The sequence below is a fragment of the Cellulosimicrobium sp. E-16 genome (assembly GCF_049913115.1).
Lineage (GTDB): Bacteria > Actinomycetota > Actinomycetes > Actinomycetales > Cellulomonadaceae > Cellulosimicrobium.
The window spans coordinates 1,964,502-1,978,847 of record NZ_CP183974.1; the positions used below are offsets into that span (position 1 = coordinate 1,964,502).

The following is a 14,346-nucleotide window of genomic DNA, read 5'->3' on the forward strand; positions in this document are numbered from 1 at the left end:
GTGCGCTACCGCGAGTTCTCCGAGCTGGTCGACGAGGTGTTCGGCGCGTCCCTGGGACGCGCCTACGTCCGCGAGCAGGTGCTGTCCGTGCTCGACGACCGGACCGCCGCCCAGGCGCTCGAGGACGGTGTCGAGCCACGCGTCGTCTGGCACGCCCTGTGCGACGCGCTCGATGTGCCCGACGCGCGGCGCTGGGGCCAGGACGACCACCGCCAGGCCCCGCCGCGCCGCTGACCCGGCCGGCGCCGGCCGACCAGGGACGGCCGAGGGGCGCGACGGGCCGCGCGCCGCGATGATGGCCGCATGAGCGCTCCCGCCCGAGGCCGTGCCACGGTCCGCGTGACCGCGGCCGACGTGCGCGGAGCCGTCTGGTCGCTCGTCTCGACGACCGTCGGCCTCGGGCTCGCGATCTGGTTCGTCCCCGGGGTCGAGGTCACCAACCCGTGGTCGCTCGTCCTCGCGGCGCTCGCGGTCGGGCTGGGCGACGTGCTCCTGCGCCCCGTGCTCCGGCGCCTGGCGCACCGGTTCGGCGTGGTCGGCGCGCTCGTGTCCGGCGTGGTGGCACAGCTCGCGGTCGCGTGGGCGGCGCTCACGTACCTGCCGGGTTTCCGGAGCGGCTCGTGGGTGGACGTGCTCGCGGTGCTCGTGCTCGCGGCCGTCCTCATGGCGCTCGGGCGCTGGGTGGTCGGGGCGAGCGACAACGAGTACGTGCTCGGCGACCTGCTCCGGCGGGCGCGCCGGCAGGCCGGCGTGCCGCGACGCGACGCGCGGACGGCGGGCGCGGCCGAGCGCCCGGCGGGCCTGCTCGTCGTCCTGCTCGACGGCGTCGCGCGCCCCACGCTCGACTACGCGCTCCAGGCAGGGCTCGCCCCGACGCTCGCGCGCTGGCTGGGCAGCGGGAGCCACCACCTCACGACGTGGTGGGCGCGCGTGCCCGCGACGACGCCCGCCTCCACGATCGGCCTCCTGCACGGCTCGACGGAGCACGTGCCCGCGTTCCGCTGGTGGTCGCGCGCGCTCGGGCGGCTCGTCGTGACCAACCGCCCCGCCGACGCGGCGGCCGTCGAGGCGCGCACGAGCGACGGCTCCGGGCTCCTCGCGGGCGGGGGAGTCGCCGTCTCCACGATGTTCTCCGGAGACGCGGCGACGAGCCTGCTCGTCATGAGCCGGGCGCGCGAGGGGCTCGGGCCCGGCCAGATGTTCGTGCACTTCTTCGCGAGCCCGTTCGTGCTCGTGCGCGCGGTCGTCGTCGCGCTCGGGGAGCTCCTCAAGGAGCTCTACCAGGGCTGGCAGCAGGCCGTGCGGGGCGTCGAGCCCCGGGTGTCGCGCCTCGGCTGGTACCCGGTGCTGCGCGCGGTGACGAACGTCGTGCTGCGCGACCTCAACACGACGCTCGTCGCGGAGCAGCTCGTGCGCGGGGCGCCGGTGGTGTGCGTCGACCTCGTCGACTACGACGAGATCGCCCACCACGCCGGGCCGCTGCGCCCTGAGTCGCTGCGCGCGCTGGAGGGCCTCGACCGGGTCGTCGGGCTCTGGGAGCAGGTCGCCGCCGTCGCGCCCCGCCGCTACGACGTCGTCGTGCTGTCCGACCACGGGCAGTCGCTCGGCTCCACGTTCGAGCAGGTCCAGGGCCGGTCCTTCCTCGACGAGGTCCGGCGCCTCATGGCCCCCGAGCCCGGCCCGCGCGCCGGGGCGCGCCGCGGCGAGGAGGACACCCGGGCCGAGGGACGCCGTCGGGCCACCTCTCCGGACAGCGAGGCGTGGGGCCCGGCCAACACCGCCCTCAACGCGCTGCGCCCCGGGGTGTCGGGCGAGGCCGACGGTGCTCGTGGGGGCCAGGGGCGCATGATGGTCGGTCCGGACCGGAGCGAGCTGCGCACCCGCGCCGCGGACGCCGCGCTGCCCGAGCTGCCCGAGGTCGCCGTCGTGGGGTCGGGCAACCTCGGCATGGTCTGGTTCCCGCGCGAGCCGCTCCGGCTCACGGGCGACGACGTCCGCGAGCGGTGGCCGGGGCTGCTCCCGGGTCTCGTCGCGAACCCGGCCGTCGGCGTCGTCGTCGAGCGCGGGGCGGGCGGGGAGGTGCGGGCGCACGGGCGCGGCGGCTCGCGCGACCTGCGGTCCGGGGAGGTTGTGGGTGACGACCCGCTCGCGGGCTACGGGTCGCGCGCCGCGGCGGACCTGCTGCGCGTGGCGGTGCTCGAGGACGCGGGCGACCTCGTGCTCGTCTCGCGCGTGGACGAGGTCGGGATGGTGCACGCGTTCGAAGGGCTGGTGGGGTCGCACGGCGGCCTCGGCGGGGCTCAGAACGAGGCCGTCCTGCTGCACCCCGCGCACCTCGGGCTGCCCGACGACGAGCTCGAGGACGTGGACGGCACGCCGATGCTCGTCGGCGCGGAGGCGGTGCACCGCCGGCTCGTCGCGTGGCTCGCCGACCTCGGCGTGCGACCGCCCGTCCCCGCCGAGGGAGCACCGGGGCGGGGGAACGGCCCGTGAGCGTGCGCGTGACGTGGCTCGGCCACTCGAGCGTCGTCCTCGACGTGCGGTCCGGACCCGCGGAGGCGCCGGCCGTGCGCCTCGTCACCGACCCGCTCCTGCACCGGCACGCGGGGATGCTGCGGCGGCGCGGGGAGCGGCCTGTCGCGGTGTGGCAGGGCAGCGACGCCGTGCTGCTGTCCCACCTGCACCACGACCACGCGGAGCTGCGCTCGCTGCGCCTCCTCGGCGACGTGCCCGTGCTCACGGCCCCCGCGAACGCGCGGTGGCTGCGCGCCAAGGGTCTGCGCGGGGTCGGTCTCGACGACGCGTGGCACGCGGTCGGGCCGGAGACGTCGGGGGTCGAGGTGCGCCTCGTGGCGGCGGTGCACGGACACCGGCCGATGCCGCACCGGCCCAACGCGGCGAACGGGCACCTCGTGCGGACGGACGGCCCGGGCGGGGTGCGGGTGTGGGCGGTCGGGGACACCGAGCACCACCCGGACATGGTCCACCTGCCGGCGCTGGCGGGCGGTCCGGTGGACGTCGCGCTCGTGCCGGTCGGCGGGTGGGGCCCGCGCCTGTCGGGCGGGCACCTCGGCCCCGCGCAGGCGGCACGGGTGTGCGCCGAGGTGGGCGTCGGCGTCGCGATCCCCGTGCACTGGGGCACGCTCCACGCACCGGGCGGGCGGCACCTCCCGCGCGGCTGGATGGACCACGCGGGGGCGGCGTTCGAGGCGGCCGCGCAGCGCGAGGCGCCGGGGACGCACGTCGTGGTCCTGCGCCCGGGGGAGTCGTGGTCGTCGTCCGACGACGCGTGAGCGGCGCGCGGGTGACACGCCGGGAGACGTTCCGGGATCGAACACGTGTTCGGCTAGAGTTGTGCACAGGGCCCGTCGCGGCGGGCCCAGGACGCCGGTCCGGCACGACGATCCACAGGCTCGAGGGGTCGCCGGCGCCGCGTGTCGGTGGCTGCCCGTAGCGTCGGGCCACAACGAACAGATGAACGTCGAACCGAAGGTGGACTGACATGCCCGCACCCGCAGACCGCGAGAAGGCGCTCGAGGCAGCCCTCGCCCAGATCGACCGGAGCTTCGGCAAGGGCTCCGTGATGCGCCTCGGCGAGGAGGGCCGCGCACCCGTCGAGGTCATCCCCACGGGTTCCATCGCGCTCGACATCGCGCTCGGCATCGGCGGCCTGCCGCGCGGGCGCGTCATCGAGGTGTACGGCCCGGAGTCCTCCGGCAAGACGACCGTCGCGCTGCACGCCGTCGCGAGCGCGCAGCGTGCGGGCGGCATCGCCGCGTTCATCGACGCCGAGCACGCTCTCGACCCGGAGTACGCCAAGAAGCTCGGCGTGGACACGGACGCGCTCCTGGTCTCCCAGCCGGACACCGGTGAGCAGGCGCTCGAGATCACGGACATGCTCATCCGCTCCGGCGCGCTCGACATCATCGTCATCGACTCCGTCGCGGCACTCGTGCCCAAGGCGGAGATCGAGGGCGAGATGGGCGACAGCCACGTCGGTCTCCAGGCCCGCCTCATGTCGCAGGCGCTGCGCAAGATCACGGGCGCGCTCAGCGCGTCCGGGACCACCGCGATCTTCATCAACCAGCTCCGCGAGAAGATCGGCGTGTTCTTCGGCTCGCCCGAGACGACGACCGGTGGCAAGGCGCTGAAGTTCTACGCCTCCGTCCGCCTGGACATCCGTCGCATCGAGACCCTCAAGGAAGGCACCGACGCGGTCGGCAACCGGACCCGCGTCAAGGTCGTCAAGAACAAGATGGCCCCGCCCTTCAAGCAGGCCGAGTTCGACATCCTCTACGGCGTCGGCATCTCGCGCGAGGGTGGCCTCATCGACATGGGCGTGGAGCACGGGTTCGTGCGCAAGTCCGGGTCGTGGTTCACCTACGGCGGCGACCAGCTCGGTCAGGGCAAGGAGAACGCGCGCTCGTTCCTGCGCGACAACCCGGACCTCGCCAACGAGCTGGAGAAGAAGATCAAGGAGAAGCTCGGCGTCGGGGCCAAGATCGATGCTCCGGCCGACCCGGCCGCGGGCGTGACGGTCCCGGCCGACGCCGCTCCGGCCGCGCCCGCCGCGACCAAGGCCCCGGCCGCGGCCGCCAAGGGGAAGAAGTCGCCGTTCTGATCGAGGAGCGGGACGGGGACGAGAGCATCGAGCCCTCTGACCCGCCGGAGGGGGTCGACGGGCGCCGCACCGGCCGCAAGGCCGGGCGGCGCCCGCGCCCGACCTTGCACGAGCTCGTGGAGCGCGGCGAGATCAGCGACGCCGACCTCGCCGAGCGCGCTCGGGAGACGGTGCTGCGCATCCTCACGGCCGCGCCGAAGAGCCGCGCGGAGCTCGCGCAGTCGCTCGCGCGCAAGGGCTACCCCGAGCACGTCGTGCTGCCGATCCTCGACCGGTTCGAGGAGGTCGGTCTCGTCGACGACGCGCAGTACGCCGAGATGATCGTCCGCACCCGGCACGCCGAGCGCGGGCTGTCACGCCGCGCGATCTCGACCGAGCTCCGGCGGCGCGGCATCGACGGCGAGGTCGGCGCCGTGGCGCTCGAGCAGGTCGACGACGACTCCGAGGCCGACGCTGCCCTGGAGCTCGCCCGCACGCGCCTCGCCCGCACGCGCGGCCTCGACCGCGAGGTGCGGGTGCGCCGGACCGTCGGGGCGCTCGCCCGCAAGGGCTACAGTCCGTCGCTGGCCTTCGAGATCGTCCAGCGCGAGCTCGACGCCGAGGCGGCGGGCACAGCGCTTGGCTGAGGGCGTCAGCGGGCGACGGAGACGGCGGGGGCGTCCTCGGTCGGCCCGCCCGCGACGACCGTGGGGTTCCCGATGCCCGGACCGGCGGCCGTCGCCCCCGCGGTGCGACCGCTGAGGAAGTGGGAGAGCCAGCGCGCCACGAGGGTCAGCAGCCAGTTGATGACGATGAAGATCACCGCGGCGAGCACGAGCGACTGCAGGATGTTGCCGTTGCCCACGCCGTAGAGCTGCGCGGCCCGCAGGAGCTCGTTGTACGTGATGATCTGCCCGAGCGCGGAGTCCTTGAGGACGACGACAAGCTGCGAGACGAGCGCAGGGAGCATCGCGATGAGCGCCTGGGGGAGCTGGACCGAGCGCAGCGTCTGACCCTGGGTGAGCCCGATCGCGAGCCCGGCCTCGCCCTGGCCCTTCGGGAGGTTCCCGACGCCGGAGCGCACGAGCTCGGCGATGACGGAGCCGTTGTAGAGCACGAGCGCGAAGACCACGGCGAGGAACGGGGCGTCGTCGACGTTGTTGAAGCCCAGGAGCAGCCAGAAGAAGATCATCATGAGCAGCACGGGCACGGCCCGGAAGAACTCGACGACGATCCCGCACACGGTCCGCACCGTGCGCAGGTGCGACAGCCGGCCGGTGCCGAACAGGAGCCCGAACGCGAGCGCGCCGACGATGCCGAACGCGGCGGCGCGCAGCGTGTTCTGCAGACCGGGGATGAAGTAGTACTGCCACGCGTCGGCGGTGAACAGCGACGACCACAGCTCGGGGGCGAGCTGGCCCTTGTTGCCGAGCGCCACGAGCACGAGCGCGGCGATCCCGAGGACGACGATCGCGCCGACGATGTTGCCCAGCAGGATCGCGCGGCGCGCGCGAGGGCCGGGGGCGTCGAAGAGGACGGACTGCTGGGTGCTCATCGGCGGACCGCCAGTCGGTTGGAGAGGGACGTGGTGAGCAGGCCGATGGGGATGACGAGGATGACGTAGCCGATCGCGAACGTCAGGAAGATCCCGTAGATGTAGTTCGAGTTGAACTCGATCATGGTCTTCATGAGGCTCGAGGTCTCGGTCGTCACGCTCGCCGCCGCCGCGACGGTGGAGTTCTTCAGCAGCGCGATCAGCGTGTTGCCAAGGGGCGCGACGGCGCCGCGGAACGCCTGCGGGAGGATGATGAGGCGCGCGGCCGGCAGGAACGACAGCCCGATCGCCCGCGCCGCCTCCGCCTGGCCGATCGGCACCGTGTTGACGCCCGACCGGATCGACTCGCACACGAACGCGGCGTGGTAGATCGCCAGGCCCACGACGGCGAGCCGGAAGAAGTTCGCCGCGAAGTCGGGGGCGAGCGTGACGTTGAGCTGTCCCCACAGGCCCAGCACCATGAACGTCATGATGATCGTGAGCGGGGTGTTGCGGAACACGTTGACGTACGCGGTCCCCGCCCAGCGCAGGCTCGGCACGGGGGAGATCCGCATGAGCGCGAGCGCCGTGCCGAGCACGAGCGAGAGGATCGCGGCCCAGAACGTCAGCTGGATGTTGACCCAGAACGCGCCGAGCACGTCGTACTCGCGGGCGAGCGCCCAGGTCTGCGACAGGTAGTCACCCACGTTTGGTGGTCCTCCGGGAGGGTACGTGCCGGGCCGGGTCGACGGCCCGGCGGCCGGGGGAGCGGCGCGCCGACGCGCGGCTCCCCCGACCGTGGACGGTCAGGCGCAGGGGTCGACCGTCGGCGGGTTCTCGCTGGCGTTCGGCGTGTACCCGGTGCCCTCGGTGTTCTTGGTGACGAACTCCTCCCAGGAGCCGTCCTCGATCATCTTCTCGATCGCGGCGTTGACGTCCTCGCAGACGTCGTTGTCCTGCGGGAGCCCGACGCCGTAGCGCTCGGTCGAGAACGGCGCCCCGACGACCTTGACCTTGCCGGCGTTGGCGGGCTGGGCGGCGAGGCCCGCGAGGATGATGTCGTCGGTCGTGACGGCGTCGACCTGGCCCGCGGTGAGCGCGGTGACGCACTCGGCGTACCCGGGGCGCTCGAGGAGCTGCACGCCCGCGGCGTACTCGTCCTTGATGCGCTGCGCGGACGTCGAGCCCGTGACGGAGCACAGGTTCTTGCCCTCGAGCGACTCCGGCCCGGTGATGTCCGTGTTGTCCTCGGCGACGAGCAGGTCCTGCCCGGCCACGAAGTACGGCCCGGCGAACGCGACCGTCTCCTTGCGCGTGTCGGTGATGGAGTAGGTCGCGAAGATCATGTCGACCTGACCGGTCTGGAGCATCGTCTCGCGCTGGGCGGACGGCGCCTCGACCCACTCGATCTGGTCCTCGCCGTAGCCGAGCTCGCCTGCCACGTAGGTGGCGACGTCGACGTCGAAGCCCGTGTAGGTGGAGCCGTCCTGGTAGCCGAGCCCCGGCTGGTCGAACTTGATGCCGATCTTGATCGAGCCCTCGGCGCCACCGCCCGTGTCGCCCGAGTCGGTGGCTCCGTCGGTCGCGGTGTCCTCGCCGCCGACCTCGCCGCCGCCGCACGCCGCGAGCGTGAGCGCGGTGAGAGCGGCCAGCACGGCAGCACCTGCGTGTCGTGTGCGCATCGTTCCTACCCTTCGTGAGTGGTGGCCGCCCGCCGAAGGTGTGCCTCGACGGTCGACCGGGTTCTGGGGCTGTCGGGCCGGGCCCGTAGGTGCCCGGCGGGCTTCAGTGGGTGAGGATCTTCGAGAGGAAGTCCTTGGCTCGGTCGCTCTTGGGCGCCGTGAAGAACTCCTCGGGGTGGGCCTCCTCGACGATCTGGCCGTCGGCCATGAAGACGACCCGGTTCGCGGCCTTGCGGGCGAAGCCCATCTCGTGCGTGACGACGATCATCGTCATGCCCTCCTTGGCGAGGGCGACCATGACGTCGAGGACCTCGTTGATCATCTCGGGGTCGAGCGCGGAGGTGGGCTCGTCGAAGAGCATGACCTTGGGCTGCATCGCGAGCGCGCGGGCGATGGCGACGCGCTGCTGCTGCCCGCCGGAGAGCTGGGCGGGCATCTTCTGCGCCTGGTTCATCACGCCGACACGGTCGAGCAGCGCGAGCGCGCGGTCCTTCGCGACCTTCCCCTTCTCGCGCCGCACCTTGACGGGGCCGAGCGTGACGTTGTCGAGGATCGTCTTGTGGGCGAAGAGGTTGAAGGACTGGAAGACCATGCCGACGTCGGAACGCAGCCGGGCGAGCTCCTTGCCCTCCTCGGGCAAGGGCTGCCCGTCGACGCGGATCTCCCCGGAGTCGATCGTCTCCAGCCGGTTGATCGCGCGGCACAGCGTCGACTTGCCGGAGCCTGACGGGCCGATGACGACGAGCACCTCGCCGCGCCGGACCGTGAGGTTGATGTCCCGCAGCACGTGCAGGTCCCCGAAGTGCTTGTTGACGTCGCGCAGCTCGACGAGCGGCTCACCGAGGACCTGCTCGGCGGGGAGGGGCTGAGCGTCCTGCGCGCTGCGCTGCGCGTCGGACGGCGAAGAGGTTTCGTCGGCCATTCCTGGACACTATGTCCCTTCTGTTGCACGGTGCCACCTCATCCGGCAACAGTCGGGCAACAGTTCAGTAACACGGCACCCGGCGCCGTACCCTGGACGGTGATGTCCACGATCGCCCCCGCCCCCGTCCCGGCCGCACTCGCACCCCGTGCCACCCCCGGTGCGCCGGTCGACGACGCGCACCCGCGCACCTACGTCGTCCGCACGCTCGGCTGCCAGATGAACGTCCACGACTCCGAGCACATGGCGGGGATGCTCGAGCAGGCGGGGTACACGCGCGCGAGCGCGGACGACGAGGCCGCGAACCGCGCCGACGTCGTCGTGATCAACACGTGCGCGGTGCGGGAGAACGCCGCGACGCGCCTCTACGGGAACCTCGGCCAGCTCGCCTCGGTCAAGGCGGCCCGGCCCGGCATGCAGATCGCCGTCGGCGGGTGCCTCGCCCAGAAGGACCGCGGCACGATCGTCGAGAAGGCGCCGTGGGTCGACGTCGTGTTCGGCACGCACAACCTCGACGCGCTGCCCGTGCTGCTCGAGCGCGCGCGCCACAACGAGGCGGCCCAGGTGGAGATCGCCGAGTCGCTCCAGGTCTTCCCCTCCACGCTCCCGACCAAGCGCGAGTCCGTCTTCGCCGGCTGGGTGTCGATCAGCGTCGGCTGCAACAACACGTGCACGTTCTGCATCGTGCCGCACCTGCGCGGCAAGGAGCGCGACCGCCGTCCGGGCGAGGTGCTCGCCGAGGTCGGGGCGCTCGTCGAGGCCGGAGCCATCGAGGTCACCCTGCTGGGGCAGAACGTCAACAGCTACGGCGTGGAGTTCGGCGACCGCGGCGCGTTCGCCAAGCTCCTGCGCGCGTGCGGGACGATCGACGGCCTCGAGCGCGTGCGCTTCACGTCGCCGCACCCCGCCGCGTTCACCGACGACGTCATCGCGGCCATGGCCGAGACGCCGAACGTCATGCCCCAGCTCCACATGCCGCTCCAGTCGGGCTCCGACCGGGTCCTGCGCGCCATGCGGCGCTCCTACCGCTCCGAGCGCTTCCTCGGCATCCTCGACCGCGTGCGTGCCGTCATGCCCGACGCCGCGATCACAACCGACATCATCGTCGGGTTCCCCGGCGAGACCGAGGAGGACTTCGCGGAGACGATGCGCGTCGTCGAGGCCTCCCGCTTCTCCTCGGCCTTCATGTTCCAGTACTCCCCCCGCCCCGGGACGCCCGCCGCGACGATGGACGGCCAGCTCCCCAAGGAGGTCGTGCAGGAGCGCTTCGAACGGCTCCAGGCGCTCCAGGAGCGCATCGCCGGCGAGGAGTCGGCCCGGCAGGTCGGCCGGACGATCGACGTCCTCGTGGGCGAGGGCGCGGGGCGCAAGGACGGCGCGACGCACCGTGTGACCGGCCGCGCCCCCGACAACCGCCTCGTGCACCTGGCGCTCCCCGCGGACGTCGTGGCCGGGGTGCCCGACGGCGCCGCGTCCGCCGCCGCGGGAGCGCCCGGGTCCGTCGACCCGCGCCTCGCGGACGACCTCGACGCCCGCCTGCCGCGGCCCGGCGACGTCGTCACGGTCGAGGTCACGCGCTCCGCGCCGCACCACCTCATCGCCGACTCGGCGCTCGCGGGCGGCACGTTCGCGGTGCGTCGCACCCGCTCCGGCGACGCGTGGGCGAAGCGCGAGCGCGCCCGCCTCGGCGGTGGCGACGACGACCACGGGCACGGGCACGGCGGCGCCCCGTCCGGCCCCGTCGTCCTGGGCCTCCCCACGCTCCGCGCCTGAACGGCGAGGTCGAAGAACGAGGGGTGGAGCCGAGCAGCCCCCCTGGGGCGTCAGTCGTCCAGGGTTCCCGGGGGCAGCTGCGCGCCGATGGCGTGGAAGAGCTGCACGGCGGTCCCGAGACCGCACGAGACGGTCTGCGCGAGCTGGTCGTCCGTCGCGCCGTGCTCGAGGTCCACGGAGACCTCGGCGTAGAGCGCGAGCCGACCCGCCTCCTCGCGGACGTAGACCTTGGGCCAGATGCGCTCGCGGTTCCAGTCGTTGACGGCCTGGAGGGTCACGAGCCGTGACTCGAGGGGGAGCGACGTCGACCAGCGGCCCCGGACCTGGAGGATCTCGGAACGGTCGCCGAGCAGCAGGAACCAGAACCGGTGCCCGTCCCACGTCCCGGTGATGTCGCCGTCGTCGTCCACGCGGAAGTGGTACCCGCGCCGCGTGAGGTGGTCGCCGATGCGCGCCATCGACAGCGCGCGCGGCAGCTCCTCCTCGCGCGGGAGCGAGTCGGGCGCCTTCGGGCGGCGGTTGCCGAACAGGCGCGTGAACCAGTTGGTGCGGGCCTGCGTCATGGCGCCTGCCTCGCGGGGTCGGGGTAGAACTCGTCGAGCGCGTCGAAGAACATCGACCCGGTGCTCAGCCCGCACTGGAGGAGCTGGTCGAGCTGGTCGTCCGTCACCCCGTGCTCGAGGTCCACGGTCACCTCGGTGAAGACCTGGATCATCCCGTTGTCGCGCACGCGCGTGTAGGTCTTGGGCCAGATCCGGTCCGCGTTCCACTCGTTGCAGAACTCGAGGATCTCCTCCAGCCGCTCGAGCGCGAGGTCGCGGTTCCACTGGCCCCGGACCTGGAGGATCTCGTCGCCGTGGCCGAAGAGCAGGAAGTAGAAGAGCCGACCGTGCCAGAGCCCGCCCACGTCGCCGTCGGAGTCGACGAAGTAGCTGTAGCCGCTGTCCGTGATCCACTCGACGACCCGGGAGAGCGCCAGGGGGGTGGGGGGACGCAGCACGTCGGTCGCGACCTGTCCCAGCTCTCGCGCCAGGAGGTCCTCGACCTGCGACTGGAGCTCGTCCCCGGCACGGCCGGGCGCCGCCCCGCCGTCCGGAGCCTCGCCGGGATCACCGTCCCGCCGGTCGTCGTCGTCCCGCGCCCCGAAGAACCTCACTCACCCACCGTACTCGCGCGCGCCCCCGGACGTCGCATCGCGGACCTCGTCCGTGGCCGCCCGTGACATCGCGCCCGGGTCGTGCAGGTCGCTGCGCGCGACGTCGGCACGGCACTGTCCCGCCGCATTGCCGCGTGCACTCGGTGTGGTGCCGTCGGCTCCTGCCGTCCGTCGCCGGCGTCCGGGATGACCCGACGTCCTGCCGACGACGGCTACGGTGGGCCCGTGACCGTCCGCGCCGTCGTCCTGCCCGGTACCCCGCTGCTCGTCCCCGGCGCCGCGGGCGACACCACGGTGCTCGGCGACACGCGCGCCGCGGCGCTCGCGGCGCTGGGCCGACTCGTGGACGGTGTCCGGCCCGCGCAGGGCGACGGGACCGCGCCCGTGGTCGTCGTCGCGCCGGGAGCCGCGCCGACGCGGGGTCCGGCGCGGGCGTCGCTCGCGGCGGCGGGCGTCGCGGACGCCTGGCTCGACACCACGTGGGCCGTCGCGACACGTCCGGGCTCGCGGGACTGCCCGGTGGCGGGGACGGCCGCGTCGGTGGGGCTCCTCGCGCTGGCCGGTGCGGGCTGGACGGGCCCCGTCGACGTCGTCGAGCTCGACGACGCCGACGCGCCCACCGCACACGCGCTCGGCGCGAGCCTCGCCCGGCAGGACGCGCGCCTCGTCGTCGTGCACGACCCGCGGAGCGCGGCGCCGGACGCGGTGCTCGCCGGGTTCGGCGCCGCGCCCGACGCCGGGCACCGTCACGTCGCGACGGGGGAGCACGAGCAGCGCCGCTACGAGGTGCGCTGGTACGACGTCGGCCCCGTCTCCCCGGCCGGGGGGTCCGTCAGCCGCTGAGCCCCGCGCCGACGGCCGCTGCGTCCTGCTCGCGACCGAGGCGACGCAGGGTCGCGACGAGCTCGTTCGCGACCAGCGTCCGTGCGTCGCGGTCGTGGACGATCGCGAAGCCCTCCATCGCGGACTCGAGGAGGTCGACGGCCTCCGCGTCGGCACCGGCCTCGCAGCGGGAGCGCCCCGCGAGCCAGAACGCGTGGGCCGCGTCCCCGACCTGCCCCGAGCGCGCGAACTCCTCCGCCACGGCCTCGGCGAGCGTGGCGGCCGCGTCGAGCTCTCCCGCGGTCGCCAGCAGGCGAGCTCGGGTGTCCCGCAGGTCGCGGCGCTCCTGCTCGTCGGCCGCCGCGTCCCGCTCGACGAGGTCGGCAGCACGCGGGACCTGCTCGGCGACGGCGGAACCCGCCGCGTCGAGGTCGTCCAGCGTGCGCTGGAGCTGCGCGAGCGCTCCGGTCACGTCGCCGCGCCCGGCCTCCAGCCGGGCGTACGCACGGACGACGGGGCCGACGAACCGGGGTGCGACCCCGCCCGCGCGCACCAGCGCGAGGGCGTGCGCGAACGCCGGGGCGGCGCCCTCGTCGTCTCCCTCGACCGCGGCGAGCCTGGGCCGCCTCGGCGAGCGCGAACCCGGCCCGGTCGAGGTGGCCCGCCGACTCCAGCAGCGCCGACGCGCGCCGCAGGAGCTGCGCCGCGCGCACCGGGTCCTCGTCCGCGACGTCGTCGGCGAGCCGGAGCAGCCCGTCGGCGTCGACGGGATCGGCCGTGACGTCCCCGGGGTGCTCGGTGCCGTGCTCGGTGCCGTGCTCACTATGGGAGGCCGCGCTGCCGAGGTCCGTGCCCGTCGCGCCGCCGGGGGGCGGCGGGGTCGCGCCGGCCGGCGAGGACGTCGCCGTGTCGTCCGCCGCGCCTGCGCCGCCCACGGCCGGGCCGGTCGGGGCTCCCGCCGGGGGCTCGGGCACGGCCGAGAGGACCGAGAGGTCGACGGGCAGCGAGCGCGACCCGTGGCTCCACGCGGCGCGCAGGCGCTCGGACGCGGCGGGCGTGCCGTTGCGGGCGTCGAACGCACCTGCGAGCTCGGCCGCCTCGCGGCGGGCCCAGTCGTCGAGCTCCGCGACCGTCGTCGCGGGCACGTCGCGCAGGGCGAGCGGCGCGTCCGCGTGCTCGGCCCGCAGTGCGCCTGTCGCGACGCTCACGCTCGTGAGGAAGCCGAGGCGGTCGCCCGGCGAGTCGGTCTCGGTGAGGAACGCCTGGTGCTCGCCGAGCAGGCGCAGCGCGCGCGACGCGTTGCCCGTGCGCGCGAGGAACTCGACGTGCCGGCCCTTCGGGCCCGTCATCGACACACCGGTGTCGAGGTGTCGCAGGCCGCGCCGGTGCGTGCGGGCGGCGGCCTCGGCGTCGCCGACCTCCACGTACGCGAGCTGGAGGTGGGAGAGCATGTCACCGGGCTCGGTGGCGCACGAGGGCGACCCCTGGAGCACCTGCTCGAGGAGCCGGATTCCCTCTTCGTGGCGCCCCGTCTCGAAGAGGTACGCGGCGCGGTCGCCCGGCTCGCACGCCTCGCACTGGGAGTACTCGTCCCGCGGGGTCGCGACCCACGCGCGATACGCGTCCTCGACGTCCGCGCCGCCCCGCTCGCGGGCCCACTCGAAGCGCTCCAGCTCGACGGCGTTCGTCCCGTTCCCCGCGAGCGCGTAGCGCCGCGCCATGTCGTCGAGCGTGCGCTCGATCTGCGCGGCGGGAACCGTGGGGAACTCCATGAGGTGCCCGACCATCCACTTGAACGACCAGAAGAGCGAGTGCGCGTCCTCGGCGTCGAAGTGCTCGGGGTGCTCGTCCCACCAG

General features: G+C 74.0%; 14 protein-coding genes. 7 read left to right on the forward strand and 7 right to left on the reverse strand.

Features of this window, described 5'->3' with window-relative positions:
- The 5 genes from ACN9MS_RS08610 (at position 1) to ACN9MS_RS08630 (ending at position 5,247) form a co-directional block, all read left to right on the forward strand.
- Positions 1–234, forward strand: a complete 234-nt coding sequence (locus ACN9MS_RS08610) for a DUF3046 domain-containing protein (RefSeq protein WP_378232473.1) — start codon at positions 1–3, stop codon at positions 232–234.
- A 69-nt stretch (positions 235–303) separates the two neighbouring features.
- Positions 304–2,493, forward strand: a complete 2,190-nt coding sequence (locus tag ACN9MS_RS08615) for an alkaline phosphatase family protein (protein WP_426311539.1) — start codon at positions 304–306, stop codon at positions 2,491–2,493.
- Entirely contained in the window at positions 2,490–3,293 is an 804-nt protein-coding gene (locus ACN9MS_RS08620) for an MBL fold metallo-hydrolase (protein WP_426311540.1), read from the forward strand. The genes ACN9MS_RS08615 and ACN9MS_RS08620 overlap by 4 nt, the downstream gene beginning before the upstream one ends.
- A 209-nt stretch (positions 3,294–3,502) precedes the next feature.
- Entirely contained in the window at positions 3,503–4,621 is a 1,119-nt protein-coding gene (gene recA / locus ACN9MS_RS08625) for a recombinase RecA (protein ID WP_426311541.1), read from the forward strand.
- 104 nt (positions 4,622–4,725) lie between these two features.
- The gene (locus ACN9MS_RS08630; RefSeq protein WP_426311542.1) at positions 4,726–5,247 is read left to right on the forward strand and encodes a regulatory protein RecX; all 522 of its coding nucleotides are present in this window, start codon (positions 4,726–4,728) and stop codon (positions 5,245–5,247) included.
- A gap of 5 nt (positions 5,248–5,252) precedes the next feature.
- Here the strand turns inward: ACN9MS_RS08630 and ACN9MS_RS08635 are convergent, their stop codons facing one another.
- From ACN9MS_RS08635 to ACN9MS_RS08650, 4 genes are all read right to left on the reverse strand, one after another.
- Entirely contained in the window at positions 5,253–6,155 is a 903-nt protein-coding gene (locus ACN9MS_RS08635; RefSeq protein ID WP_426311543.1) for an amino acid ABC transporter permease, read from the reverse strand.
- Positions 6,152–6,841 carry an amino acid ABC transporter permease gene (locus ACN9MS_RS08640; protein WP_378214886.1) on the reverse strand — a complete coding sequence of 230 codons (690 nt, stop codon included), beginning with the start codon at positions 6,839–6,841 and terminating at the stop codon, positions 6,152–6,154. Before ACN9MS_RS08640 ends, ACN9MS_RS08635 begins: the two co-directional genes overlap by 4 nt.
- A 99-nt stretch (positions 6,842–6,940) precedes the next feature.
- Positions 6,941–7,816 (reverse strand): glutamate ABC transporter substrate-binding protein, encoded by an 876-nt coding sequence (locus tag ACN9MS_RS08645; protein WP_378232480.1) that lies wholly within the window; start codon positions 7,814–7,816, stop codon positions 6,941–6,943.
- Between the two features lie 103 nt (positions 7,817–7,919).
- Complete coding sequence (locus tag ACN9MS_RS08650; RefSeq protein WP_082141369.1) at positions 7,920–8,738, reverse strand: amino acid ABC transporter ATP-binding protein; 819 nt, start codon at positions 8,736–8,738, stop codon at positions 7,920–7,922.
- A 102-nt stretch (positions 8,739–8,840) separates the two neighbouring features.
- Between ACN9MS_RS08650 and miaB the strand changes: the two genes are divergently transcribed.
- Positions 8,841–10,511, forward strand: a complete 1,671-nt coding sequence (miaB, locus tag ACN9MS_RS08655; protein ID WP_426311544.1) for a tRNA (N6-isopentenyl adenosine(37)-C2)-methylthiotransferase MiaB — start codon at positions 8,841–8,843, stop codon at positions 10,509–10,511.
- A gap of 50 nt (positions 10,512–10,561) precedes the next feature.
- Here miaB and ACN9MS_RS08660 read toward each other — a convergent pair whose 3' ends face one another.
- Both ACN9MS_RS08660 and ACN9MS_RS08665 read right to left on the reverse strand, forming a co-directional pair.
- The gene (locus ACN9MS_RS08660) at positions 10,562–11,074 is read right to left on the reverse strand and encodes a YbjN domain-containing protein (protein WP_052877713.1); all 513 of its coding nucleotides are present in this window, start codon (positions 11,072–11,074) and stop codon (positions 10,562–10,564) included.
- Positions 11,071–11,667, reverse strand: coding sequence for a YbjN domain-containing protein (locus tag ACN9MS_RS08665; protein ID WP_378232484.1), 597 nt, complete (start codon positions 11,665–11,667; stop codon positions 11,071–11,073). Before ACN9MS_RS08665 ends, ACN9MS_RS08660 begins: the two co-directional genes overlap by 4 nt.
- Before the next feature lie 225 nt (positions 11,668–11,892).
- Between ACN9MS_RS08665 and ACN9MS_RS08670 the strand changes: the two genes are divergently transcribed.
- Positions 11,893–12,510: a hypothetical protein gene (locus tag ACN9MS_RS08670; RefSeq protein ID WP_426311545.1), complete on the forward strand. Its 618-nt coding sequence runs from the start codon at positions 11,893–11,895 to the stop codon at positions 12,508–12,510.
- On the opposite strand, the gene ACN9MS_RS08675 is transcribed toward ACN9MS_RS08670, so the two are convergent.
- Entirely contained in the window at positions 12,500–13,042 is a 543-nt protein-coding gene (locus tag ACN9MS_RS08675; protein ID WP_426311546.1) for a hypothetical protein, read from the reverse strand. The genes ACN9MS_RS08670 and ACN9MS_RS08675 overlap by 11 nt on opposite strands.
- Positions 13,043–14,346: the final 1,304 nt, after the last annotated feature.

Bases quoted from the DNA above. Each gene is read 5' to 3' on its own strand.
- recA (WP_426311541.1), top strand. From the start codon at position 3,503: ATGCCCGCACCCGCAGACCGCGAGAAGGCGCTCGAGGCAGCCCTCGCC.
- miaB (WP_426311544.1), top strand. From the start codon at position 8,841: ATGTCCACGATCGCCCCCGCCCCCGTCCCGGCCGCACTCGCACCCCGT.
- ACN9MS_RS08650 (WP_082141369.1), bottom strand. From the start codon at position 8,738: ATGGCCGACGAAACCTCTTCGCCGTCCGACGCGCAGCGCAGCGCGCAG.
- ACN9MS_RS08635 (WP_426311543.1), bottom strand. From the start codon at position 6,155: ATGAGCACCCAGCAGTCCGTCCTCTTCGACGCCCCCGGCCCTCGCGCG.
- ACN9MS_RS08615 (WP_426311539.1), top strand. From the start codon at position 304: ATGAGCGCTCCCGCCCGAGGCCGTGCCACGGTCCGCGTGACCGCGGCC.
- ACN9MS_RS08645 (WP_378232480.1), bottom strand. From the start codon at position 7,816: ATGCGCACACGACACGCAGGTGCTGCCGTGCTGGCCGCTCTCACCGCG.
- ACN9MS_RS08660 (WP_052877713.1), bottom strand. From the start codon at position 11,074: ATGACGCAGGCCCGCACCAACTGGTTCACGCGCCTGTTCGGCAACCGC.